Source organism: Teichococcus aestuarii (assembly GCF_003116135.1).
Taxonomy (GTDB): domain Bacteria; phylum Pseudomonadota; class Alphaproteobacteria; order Acetobacterales; family Acetobacteraceae; genus Pseudoroseomonas; species Pseudoroseomonas aestuarii.
On record NZ_PDOA01000044.1, the window covers coordinates 1 to 10675 of the forward strand.

Annotated in this window: 13 protein-coding genes; 8 read left to right on the forward strand and 5 right to left on the reverse strand. The window is 67.2% G+C overall.

Annotation, left to right across the window (positions count from 1 at the left end; translation table 11 throughout):
• The coding region (locus CR165_RS23505) for a hypothetical protein (protein ID WP_219929850.1) at positions 1 to 575 on the forward strand (575 nt) is incomplete at its 5' end.
• Positions 576 to 1028: 453 nt separating this feature from the next.
• Positions 1029 to 1484 (forward strand): DUF29 domain-containing protein, encoded by a 456-nt coding sequence (locus CR165_RS23515; protein ID WP_109519329.1) that lies wholly within the window; start codon positions 1029 to 1031, stop codon positions 1482 to 1484.
• Here CR165_RS23515 and CR165_RS23520 read toward each other — a convergent pair.
• Positions 1481 to 2194, reverse strand: a complete 714-nt coding sequence (locus CR165_RS23520; RefSeq protein ID WP_109519330.1) for a hypothetical protein — start codon at positions 2192 to 2194, stop codon at positions 1481 to 1483. The two genes, CR165_RS23515 and CR165_RS23520, sit on opposite strands and share 4 nt — an antisense overlap.
• Complete coding sequence (locus CR165_RS23525; RefSeq protein ID WP_109519331.1) at positions 2194 to 3006, reverse strand: hypothetical protein; 813 nt, start codon at positions 3004 to 3006, stop codon at positions 2194 to 2196. Before CR165_RS23525 ends, CR165_RS23520 begins: the two co-directional genes overlap by 1 nt.
• Positions 3007 to 3456: 450 nt before the next feature.
• Between CR165_RS23525 and CR165_RS24765 the strand changes: the two genes are divergently transcribed.
• Genes CR165_RS24765 through CR165_RS23540 form a run of 3 tightly spaced genes read left to right on the forward strand, consistent with a single transcriptional unit; the run spans position 3457 to position 5629 of the window.
• On the forward strand, positions 3457 to 4134 hold the full coding sequence (locus CR165_RS24765; RefSeq protein ID WP_146202035.1) for a hypothetical protein: 678 nt from the start codon (positions 3457 to 3459) through the stop codon (positions 4132 to 4134).
• Complete coding sequence (locus CR165_RS23535; protein ID WP_109519333.1) at positions 4131 to 4361, forward strand: hypothetical protein; 231 nt, start codon at positions 4131 to 4133, stop codon at positions 4359 to 4361. The genes CR165_RS24765 and CR165_RS23535 overlap by 4 nt, the downstream gene beginning before the upstream one ends.
• Positions 4358 to 5629 (forward strand): S49 family peptidase, encoded by a 1272-nt coding sequence (locus CR165_RS23540; protein WP_109519334.1) that lies wholly within the window; start codon positions 4358 to 4360, stop codon positions 5627 to 5629. The genes CR165_RS23535 and CR165_RS23540 overlap by 4 nt, the downstream gene beginning before the upstream one ends.
• A 1189-nt stretch (positions 5630 to 6818) precedes the next feature.
• Here the strand turns inward: CR165_RS23540 and CR165_RS23545 are convergent.
• From CR165_RS23545 to CR165_RS23555, 3 genes are all read right to left on the reverse strand, one after another.
• Complete coding sequence (locus tag CR165_RS23545; protein ID WP_109519335.1) at positions 6819 to 7070, reverse strand: hypothetical protein; 252 nt, start codon at positions 7068 to 7070, stop codon at positions 6819 to 6821.
• A 67-nt stretch (positions 7071 to 7137) separates the two neighbouring features.
• Positions 7138 to 7887, reverse strand: coding sequence for a helix-turn-helix domain-containing protein (locus tag CR165_RS23550; protein ID WP_109519336.1), 750 nt, complete (start codon positions 7885 to 7887; stop codon positions 7138 to 7140).
• 254 nt (positions 7888 to 8141) lie between these two features.
• Entirely contained in the window at positions 8142 to 8681 is a 540-nt protein-coding gene (locus CR165_RS23555; protein WP_146202036.1) for a hypothetical protein, read from the reverse strand.
• Positions 8682 to 9386: 705 nt separating this feature from the next.
• On the opposite strand from CR165_RS23555, the gene CR165_RS23560 reads away from it, so the two are divergent.
• From CR165_RS23560 to CR165_RS23570, 3 genes are all read left to right on the forward strand, one after another.
• Complete coding sequence (locus CR165_RS23560; protein WP_109519338.1) at positions 9387 to 10022, forward strand: DUF2335 domain-containing protein; 636 nt, start codon at positions 9387 to 9389, stop codon at positions 10020 to 10022.
• Positions 10023 to 10155: 133 nt separating this feature from the next.
• Complete coding sequence (locus CR165_RS23565) at positions 10156 to 10368, forward strand: helix-turn-helix domain-containing protein (protein ID WP_181378350.1); 213 nt, start codon at positions 10156 to 10158, stop codon at positions 10366 to 10368.
• Positions 10365 to 10675: hypothetical protein (locus CR165_RS23570; protein ID WP_219929851.1), on the forward strand; the 311-nt coding region annotated here is incomplete at its 3' end. The genes CR165_RS23565 and CR165_RS23570, both read left to right, overlap by 4 nt.

Consider the following 10675-nt stretch of genomic DNA (forward strand, 5'->3'; position numbering starts at 1 on the left):
AGCACGACCGGCGAATGGCGGCAGAGAGCCGCCGGGCCGAACGCGCCCACCTGCACCTCGAAGACCTCGAGAAGCGCCAGGCGGCGGCCGAGAAGCGCGAAGCGGCGGCTCGGCTCGATGAGCAGCACCGGCAGGCCGAAAAGGTCGCCGCCGAGCTGTGCGAGGCGCTCGCGGCCGAGTATGAGCCGCACGCCCGCGCTCTAGCCGCCTTCCTGGCGCGCTGGCGTGACGGGCACCGCCTCATCGACGAGGCGAATGCGGCGCTCCGCCAGGCCGGCCGGCGTGAGGTCGTGCAGCCCCCCGAGGCGCAAAAGCGCACCGCTCCGGCGCGCCAGGAGGCCGACCGGATCGTCGAGCGGCAGGAATGGCAAATTAGCGGCCGACGGTGCTCGCAGTTTGTTGCCGACCGGCGCACGGGGGAGATGCGCCCGATCGAGGCGGGCGCCATTCTCGTGACGGTGCGCGAGACCGTGCCGGGCGCCTTCACCCCGGCGCGTCAACTCCCTGCGCTGCACAGCACGGCGGTTCTGCCTGCCGCCGAGATCGGCGCCCCGCCTATCTGGCCGAGCGCCTGAAAGGCTGCATCCCGCGTCGCCGGCAATTTGGCGGGGGCTTTGTGCCTCCGCCTTTTTACAGCCCTGCGGCTCGGCCACGCTGCCGGCATGCCGCACCCTTACGCCCTCGCCTTCGCTGCCCTCCTCGCCTTGGCGGCGCCGGCCGCCGCGCAGACAGCGAGGCACTACGACGCCGCCGGGCGGCTTGTGGGGCGCTCGGAGCGGCAAGGCGACACGGTGCGCCACTACGACCCGGCCGGCCGCCTAGTGGGGCGCGACGTGGCTCGCGATAGCGGGCGCGGGCGAGTTGAGGTTCGCGAATACGATCCTGCCGGCCGCCTGATAGGGCGGCGCGAGGGTGGCCGTAGATAACTGGGCCGCCTGTCGCTTTTCGAGCGACAACCGATGTAAGAGATGGAACATCGGTTGCGATATATGCAGAAGCGGCCTCAACAAGCGCGCGAGGGCTAGGCCATGCCTGACGGGCTTTACGACCAAGATTTTTTTGAATGGACTCGTGAGCAGGCGGCGGCCTTGCGCGCCCATACAGCGCGTTCTAACGCGCCTCTCGACTTTGAAAACCTAGCTGAGGAAATCGAGGCATTGGGCAGGTCCGAACGCCGCATGCTCGCGAGCCTCATCGGAACCGTGATTGAGCACCTTCTCAAACTGCGCTTCTCGCCCGCCGCCGATCCGCGCCGAGGCTGGCAGGAGACGGTCGACCGCGCCCGCCGCGATATTGGAATGCTCCTCGATTACTCGCCCAGCCTACGGCGCGAAGTGCCCGAGATCGTCACGAAGCAGACGACCGCCGCCGCTCGCATGGTGGGGGAGCAACTCGCCCGCTATGGCGAGCTGGACGCCGAAGCCGCCAGCCGCCTCCGCGTAGTCGAATTTGCGGAGGCGGATGTTCTCGGCGGCGACGCCTAGGCCTCTGCCGCCACCAGCGGCCGGAGCTCACCGCGCCCCACCGCCTCCGCAGGCATCTGCATGGCGCCTGGGTGCGGCTCCGGCACGGGCTGGGAAGTGTCGGCGCCCTCGGCCTCCGCCCGCTGAATCATCTCGACGAGCGGCCCCACCAGCCAAGGGCGAGGATGCGCCCCATCACGACTGATCTGCGCCAGCGTTTCACGCGCCCACCGCCAGCGGATCGACGGGTGCCGCCCGCGCATTTCGACAAATCGGCCGCGCCAAAACAGGCGGTCGGCCTCCTCGGTATCGAGCCACTCAGGCGCCGCCTCTTCGACGAGGGCGCGATGCTCCCGCAGCACCCAGGCCCAATGCCCAGGAGGGCCATGCCGGCGAGCCGTGCCGAGGATGGCGCGAACCGGCGCCTCACCCTTGGCGAGACTCCCCTCGAACGTTCGCGCCCAGGCGCGGAGGAGCGTGACCTCCCCCGAGGCCGGCGGCGCCATCACCGACGCCGGAGCCGCTCGGATGGCGGCGTCGAGATCGGCCGCCGTCGGAAAGGCCGCGAGGCTGCGGCCAATGTGCTCGGCCATTTCCGGCGTCAGGATTCCGGCGGGATGATTGGCGCCGATGTGCTCGGCGAAGGCCGCCATGTGGCGAGCACGCTTCACCGGATCGCCCGCGAGGGGCATGCACGCGGCGACGTGGGAGAGCCAGGTCTTAGCGTCCATCACTCGGTCCCCTCGCCGTCGAGCCAGCGTTTTCCGTTCAGCCATGTCGCGGGGTGGGGGATGAAGCGCCCGCCCTCGCGGTCGTCGAATTGGTGGAGGCGAGCTTTGAGCGCGCAGACGATGTCGTCGGGGTCGCCGCCGGCTTCGGCTAACGCTTTAGGCCATGCCCGCTCTGCCGCGCCCCTGCCGACCCTCCGGGGGTAGAGCCGCCAAAAGGCGTCGAAGCCCTGCAGCGTCGACGCGCGCCCTCGCCCGCGAGGGCAAGAGGGAGTCTTCTTCTCCATCTCCCCTGTCTCTGTCCCTGTCTCTTGCGACAGCGCGGGGATGCTTGCGGCATCCTCGCGCGATGCCTTGGGCATCCTTGTGGGATCGCTGCTGGATGGTGCCGGCAGCCTGTCACCGCGCCCCCATCGCGCCAGATTGCCCGCCCGGCTGCGCCGCTGCTGCGCCCGCTTTCGAGCCCACGCCTGCAGCGCCTTCTCCGCCACCACGGGATGGTGCAAGCGGCCATCCGCGCATCTCACCCAGCCGCGCAAGCCGCCGGCCTGGCGGACCTTGGCCCACCCCTTCAAGTCTCGGCCGTAGCCGAGAAGGCGGCACAGCGCGGCGTCATCGTCGGGCAAGCTGCCGGCGGGCACCTGATGCCAGCTCACGGCCCAGCTCAATACGTTCGCCCAGCGGGCCTCGGCGTCGGGCAGCGAGGCGAGGTCGCTATCGCGCAGACGCGCCACGTCCAACGGGATGAAGGGAAAATCCCGCAGGTCGCATTCACCCGGCGTCAGCGGCTCGGGCAGGTCGGCGCTGCCCTGCATCACGTCAGCCCCAGCGCCGCGCGCAGCACGCTCCGCCGCCAGCGCGGGGACCTACCGACATGCAGACAGGGCGGCGGAATGATGCTGGCCTGGCGGTCTCGGTGGAACGTCGACACAGCCCGGCCGGACTCCGCCGCCGCTTGGCGGATCGTCAGCAGCGGATCGGCGGGGATGTATGAATGCCTGCAGCTGGCGCCCCCTGCGGATGCGGCGGGGCTCGATGCTTCTGTCACGATGAGCACACTCCATGGTTGTGCTCATTCATCTACAAACTACCACACATCTCCGAAGGTGGGATTTGCTACCCTATACTGATCGGTATCATGGTGGATGGACGCGCTTCCGCAGCCGAGGGCAAGGGGCGGGGACAGTGGCGGGGCCGCGATCAAGGAGAGGGGAGGGAGCCGGCCAACCCTTCTTCGAAGCGCAATAATATTGCGCAAATAGACGATGAAAAGCAATAAAGGTACTCCCGAAGGCCCCCCCATCGCGGGGTGCCTCACGCCCCGGGTCTTGGCTAGCCGCCAATTTCCCCAACTTCGCTTTTTGTTTCCATCGCCGGGGCGCCTCAAAACGGCGCTTTGGGAAAACTGGCTTAAAAACTGCATTTTCGCAAAGCGTCATAATATCGGCGCCGCTTGGGAATATAAAGTCGGCGCGCGGATGGCTTACTTCTTCCGTCCTGTAATTTGCTACCCAGCCGGTTTTACTTCGCTCATGCAGAGCCCATCAAAAATCACGATCCCCCGACACGCCCATCCGACCGTGAAGATTGTCTTTGCCGCGATGCACGAGAAGCGTGTGACCTACGTCCAAGCGGCGCATCGTTCCGGTTTGTCAAGGGAGAGTCTGACGGCGTGGCGCGTGAGAAACATCCCGGATGTCACCAGCCTCGAGGCCGTGCTTGGCGTCCTTGGGCTGCGCCTCGAAGTCGTTGACGCTGAGACCGGGCGGCGCTTCGAGCCGCGCCCCGAGACGATGGCGAATCTCGGGGCGACGCTCGCGGAGCGCGAAACTTGCCGCGCCCGCTTTCTGGAGCGTCGGGCAGCTCGCCGCGCCGCGCAGGCAGGCGCCAGCATGCTCAGGCACAACGGCGGCCCGCCTCTCATGCCGGAACCGAAGGCGTGACGGTGGGGCAGTATTCCGACGAGCTGGCGCGGGTGAATAGGGCGATTGCGGCCGTGCAGGAGCGCGGCCAGCGCGTCGAGATCGGCGACCGCGTCATCTGGCGCGGCGACCTCGAAGCCTTGCGCGCCGAGCGCAAGCGCCTCGAACCGCCCGCGAGGCGGCCGGCGCCGGTCGCCGCGATTGAGGAGGCCGCGCTTGTAGGGCCGCCCGATGGAGACACAGAATGAGCATCCTCGAAGCCGCCCTCGCGACGCATTGGGCGATGGAGGAAACCGCGCTGCGGCAGCTCCTCGAGATCGCCGCGCGCGAGCATACCGTCACGCCCGAGGCCCTCGAAGCCTACCGGGCGAAGTCGCTCGAGCGGGCCGAGGCCGCGCGCGTGCGGGACGGCGTCGCGATCATTGAGGCTTACGGGCCGCTCGTGAAGCGCGCCAACCTCTTCGACGCCATGAGCGGCGCGACCTCCTATGAGATGATGCGGCGCGACCTCGAGGCCGCGCTCACCGATCGCGACGTTTCGGCGATCCTGCTGAACGTCGACTCCCCCGGCGGGGAGGCGCGGGCCGTGGGCGAGCTGGCGGGCGCCATCTACGCGGCGCGCGGCCGGAAGCCGATCTTCGCCTATGTCGGCGGGACCGGCGCCTCGGCGGCCTATTGGCTGGCCTCGGCTGCGAGCCGCGTCATCGTCGCGCCAACCGCGATCCTCGGCTCGATAGGCGTGCAGGTCGCGCTCCGCGACCGCCGCGCCGCTGACGAAAAAGCGGGCGTGCGGACGCTCAATTTCATCTCCTCGCAATCGCCGATGAAGAACGCCGACCCGGCCACGGATGTCGGCGCGGCGGCCCTGCAGGCGACGGTTGATGCGCTCGCCGAGGTCTTCGTCGCCGACGTGGCGCGCAATCGGGGCGTCGAGGTGGGCGTCGTGCTCGAGCGTTTCGGCCGGGGCGGCCTCGTGGTCGGCGCGGCTGCGGTCGCCGCCGGCCTGGCCGACGAGATCGGCACATTCGAGGGCGCGCTCGCCATGGTGGCGGCCGAAGCCCGCAAGAAATCCGCTCGGGGTGGCGGTGCGCTCGCCGGGAGCTCCGGCGGCGCCAGCAAAAAGGGATTCGCGATGACGCCTGGATTTGAGGCGCTTGTGCAGGAGATCATGCGCGCCAACGCCGGCCCGCCGCCGCGTGTGGTGACCGTCGTCGACGAAGAGGCGGAGATTGAGGCCGCCGTCGCCGCCATCCTGTCGGCAGGCCGCGAGCCGATCGGCGGCAATGCCTTCACGGCCCCGCCCGTCGCATGGCTGCCGCCCTCGTCCCTTCCTGCCGCTTCGGATACGGAGATCGCCGAAATGGTCGCGTCGATCATGGGCGACGGGCAGCCGGCCAAGGACTTCGACCCGTTCGCCGAGGTGAAGGCCCTGCCGGAGCCCAAGCCGGCGGCGTCCGCGATGTCGGACGCGGAGGCCGAGGCGCTTGTCGCGGAGATCATGGCCGCCGGCTGCTGAACCCACTTCCGGGGCCGCCCTCTTCCGCGCTTCGGCGCGGGCGGCGCATCCGGCAGCCCAAGGCTCCTCGCAACATCCTCCTGGCTCGGTCGGTGCCGCGTCACCTCGGCCCTTAGCCACGCCACGCTACGGCGCTCGGGCCAGCCGGCCGCCGCCCGCGCCTGCGGCCCGATAGAGCGCGTTGAGCCGCAACGCTTCCCGGGAATTGCCCCCTGCGCCTCGGCCGTGATGCCGAGCTTGTCGGCATAGGCCGGCTTAACGCCCTCGAGCAGATAGGCGAGCAGCCCGCGCAGGCTGGCGCCATCGGGCGATGCGTTCGACCGCACCGCCCTCGCGAAGCCTTGGCCCGCCTCAACCCCCGCCAGGCGGCACGAAGTGGCGCAGAGCTCCGGCCGCAACGCATCGGGGCAATGCAACGCGAGGTGTAGGTGCAAGCCCTTTCGCCCCGACGCATTTTCAACTGACCAGACGCCCGAGAGCGGCAGTCCCCTCCGCCGGAGAATCTCGCGGAGGCCGTCCATCAGCTTGTCCCTAAATGCGTCGAGGCCCAGCCTGCGCAGGAAATCCGAGGCAGTAAGCTCGAGCGTCAGGTGGCAGTTGATTGGATGAGGCGTCGTCGCCGCATAGGCGGCGGCATTCACCATCTCCCGCACCTGCCGGGCAGTGATGAACCGGCCATCTCGGCAAAATTGCGGCCCGGCATTGGAGGCCAGCTTCGAACCGGGATTGGGCTTAAAATATTCACTCCCTACAGCAGCGGGAGTTTTCGGCTCTCTCTCGCGCCCGCTCCTGACCTCGCGCCGTTCGCCGGAATCGCCAATAACGCCAGGGCCATTCGCCCATTTGGACGGCGGCAGCTCACGGCGCGAAAATGGCCCTTCCGAACCGCCGAAAATCTCACGGGGGAAGGCCGCGTTACCGTGGTGGGCGGAGCCAGCGCGCGCCGAAGCGCCCTCCCTTTTGGAGAGGTCGCACGTCTCCGACAAATGCGGGGTAGCAGACACCACGCGTCAGCCTTCTCTTCATGCTGGCTCGCGGGGCGTCTGGCGCGTAGAAAGTGCCTGGGAAGTATTAGTGTCGCCGGATCGGTCGCGAGCCGATCCGGCTTTTTTGCTTCATCACCGATTGATTTTCAATCGCCGAAGCATCCATCAAAATCACCCAAAATTATTCTTCGCTTTGTTTAGCGTCAAACTCCGTCAGCGCGCGTCAAAGGCTCTGATGGGGCCGTGGCGCCGGCAAGCAGGACCGCATCGAGGCGGAGGCCGAGCGCATCCGCGAGAAGGTCGAGTTGTGGCAGCGGGCGAACGCCTGCCGCCGAGCGGAGCGCGATCTCGGCAATTTCGAGCCGGCCATCGTGCGCCTGAAAGCTCAGGCAGAGCGGCACGGCCCCCAGGATGCCGAGATCAACACACACGTCAATTGTCGAGAAGGTAGGCACTCGGGTTCTCCCATGCTTCTTCCCAAGAATTATAACTAAAGATTGAATTCACATAGATGTTTTTTCTTCATGCGCGATATCTGATATTTCCGTCATTCTCACGATGACTTTCGATCTCGCGACACGATATTTCTGTTACTTTGCCGCTTTCCCCCCGTGACTTCATCGCGCCCCCCAGCCGCGACAGCGCCCTCTCGAGCGCCTCGGCCTCTCGGGCAGCTCTCTCCGCGAGCCGGGCGCGCCAGCCCAGCGCGGGGGGTAAGGGGGGTTTAAGCTTTATGGACATGGGCGGCTCACTGTGAGCCGCAGAAATCGGCGCGGCCGGCGGGGTCGGCAGCGTAGGCCGTGGCGCCGATCTCGGCACGGCCGGCGGGGGCTGGATCGGGCGGGAGGCCGCCATCGCCGCGTGCGGCCGATCCTGGCGGGCTGGGGGGCTCCGGAAGGCGTAGAGGGTGGTTGCCTGCACCAGCCGGGCAGCCCCCTTCCAGCCCGCCCGGGCGTCCACCAGCACGGCGCGGCGGGTGCGCTCGATGAAGCCCTCCGCGACCAGCAGCCGGAGGCGCCGCACAACGGTTGCGCGGCTGATCTTCGCTCGGCGCGCGATGGCCTCGAGGGCATGAGTGCAGGCGCCGACACGCGCGCCACCCAGCTCGAAAATCATCACGCGCAGCAAGCGCAGAGCGAGGGCATCTATGCCGGGGTGCGCCTCTGCCTGGCGCATGATCCGCGCGGCCTCCTGCATCGGCAGGGGGACGGGCGCGGGCAGTCGGTCGGCGCGCACCGATCCCGGCCGGGCCGGGTGGGGGTGGGCAAGCATCCTCTTTCCTCTGTCGGTAGGCCGACAGCAGGCCGCACTCTCCCGGGCGCAAGTTGGCGCTTGCGTCGGAAGGCTCGGCGGGGCAGGATGCGCACAGCATTGAAGCGCGGTCCTGCCCTGGCAGACTGTCGGAAAAGCTCCCCGGTTGGCGCCGTGGGGGCTTTTTTCGTTTCAGGGTGTCGCGGTGGTGGTCGGCGGCTCCATCGGCGGAAGCGGCCACGCTACCGGCGCGGCCCGCAGCGCGCAACCATCCCCTATTCGAGCCCGAGCAACCGCGCGAGCCAGCCCCGGCCCCGCAGCCTCGCCGCATCGCGCTCGGCCTCCTGCGCGCGGCGCTCCAACTCGGCGGCGCGGGCCATGGCCTCTTGCACCATGCGCTGCGCCTCGCGGGCCTCCTGCCGAGCCTCCAGGGCATCAGCGCGGGCGGTATCGGCGGCCCTCTCTGCCATCGTCAGGGCCACGCGCAGCCCCGCCATCTCGCCCTCCCGGCGGGCCAAATCCTCGCGGAGCGCGGCCACGTCCTCCGGCACGCCAGGGCTGGCGACGGGGGTGGTGACAGGGGCGTCGCCAGGGCTGCCGCCAGGGGGATTGTCGGAAGCGGCGCCAGGGGCGGCCCGCTTAGCCTGCCGGGCCTCCATCGCCGCCACCGGTACCGCAACGCGGGCAAGCCCATCATTGCCCACCTGGCGCGGCCATTTCCTGCGAAACGCAAGCCGCTGGGCGCTTTCCAGCTTGTGCCCCAGCGCCTCCGCGAGTTCCGCATAGGTCATCCATCGTGCGCCGTCTCCGGCCATCTGCTGCCCTCCTGGCGTCAGGGGGTGGCGCCCCTCCTGGCACCATGCCCGGCGCCAGCCGTGGCGTCACCCCTGGCGGTGGGGCGGCAAAGCAAACTCATCTAACACAGAAGCACGATAATCAAAGGTTATCGTTGAATAGTAGTCTGATGCGCGTGTAAGCGGTACTCCGTATGTGTTCGAGGTTGTTTACAGGAGGCCACGAACTTGCTCATGCGCTTACGAGAGCCCGCGTGTAACTAACTACGCATTGCGGCTGAACGACAGAACGTCGTGGCTCCGCGCCTTCGCATCATTCGCGGCTTTGCGTGTTCGCGTGTTCGCGTGTTCGCGTGTTCGCATCATTATGCGGCGACGCATCGTTCGCGTGTTTCTGGACAACCGTCGTGCGACTGCTTAGTTTTCAAAACAGAGAAGTCGAACCGCCATGGCGGGAGGAGGTGCATCCGCACCTTCCAATGCCAGTTTCGACACGAGGATCAGAATGCGTAACATCCGGGATGACCTGACGCGCATGGCGCGCCTGGGCGAGCGGACGTCTTTTGGAGCAAGCCTTTTGCTTGGCCTTGCTCTCAATCACGCAACGCCCTCACCTTCTATTCGGTACAACGGAGAGGGTTTGAGGGGCGATCAGCGCGCCATTGGATCAGATTTTAATCGCGCGATCTCGAAAACATATCGCCGGCTCGAGCGCGCGAAGACGTAATGACTGATAAAGTCCCTGAGGGCGGCGGTTCGCCCAGCCGCCCTCAGGACAACAGCGAGCGGCGAAAGCTGCCGCCCCCCATAGATCCATCTGACAGTCCTGCGGAGCTCATCAAGGCCAAAGTTGCCGGGGTGTTGGCTGCCCAAAGTGCACAGCTCACACCCACAGCACGCGATGAGCTGACAGAGCAGCTGACCGCCACCATGGTCACTGTGACGCAGGAAATCTCCTTTTCTGGCCCCCTGCCGCCCCCCAATCTTCTGGGAGCCTATGAATCCATAGTGCCGGGCTTGGCAAAAACTATAGTAGAAATGAGCGTAAAAGAGCAAAACCATCGCCACATTTGGGAACTTCGCGCGCTTTGGAACAGTATATTTGCGCAGTCCGGCGGATTATTTCTTGGGTGGATAACCGCTACTTTATCGATAGCGGCCGCATTTTATTTCTTTGAGAAAGGCAACAACTGGGCAGGAAGCATATTTCTTGGTGTGCCTGTCGCTACTATAGTTCAAAGTATGGTGAACGCACATCGCCAGCCAAGCCCTAAGGGGAGCTTGCCTGAAGCTTCGCAGAAGCCTTCTCAATCCACCCGCTCCAACCGAGCGCAGAAACGAAACGCAGCGCGAGGTAGCTAAAGCAGCCAATGCGCGTGCTGGGGTTATCACCAAATAGGCCGGCATATTGGCGGCCGTATTGGGTATACGACGCCGCCTGCAGGCGATTGGAGGCAAGGAGAGAATAGCTCCGTATCCAGCAAGGAGCTTCCCGGTGCCGCCTGAAACCACCGTTGCAAGTCAGTGCGCCCTTACTCTCGCCCAGACCGCCGAACGCCTCTCGATCGCCTATATCACCGCGTGGCGCATGGTTCAGCGTGGCGATTTCCCCGCCGTGCGGGTGGGGCGCTCATGGCGGATCGAGCCCGATGCGCTGCGGAGCTGGCTCGACGCCAAGCGTTCCGCCAGGGCGGAGGCCGCACAATGAAGGCGCCCCTCACCTTGGCGGCCCACGTCGCCGCCCTCTCCGACACCGCGACCTCGACCGAGGTCGCGACGCTGATTGCGGAAGTCCGCGCCGACCTCGCCGCCGCCGAGGGCGCTCACGCCGCGCTGCAGGGCGACCGCCGCGCCGTTCTGCTTGCGGGCGACGATGCCGCCGCCGAGGAGCACGACCGGCGAATGGCGGCAGAGAGCCGCCGGGCCGAACGCGCCCACCTGCACCTCGAAGACCTCGAGAAGCGCCAGGCGGCGGCCGAGAAGCGCGAAGCGGCGGCTCGGCTCGATGAGCAGCA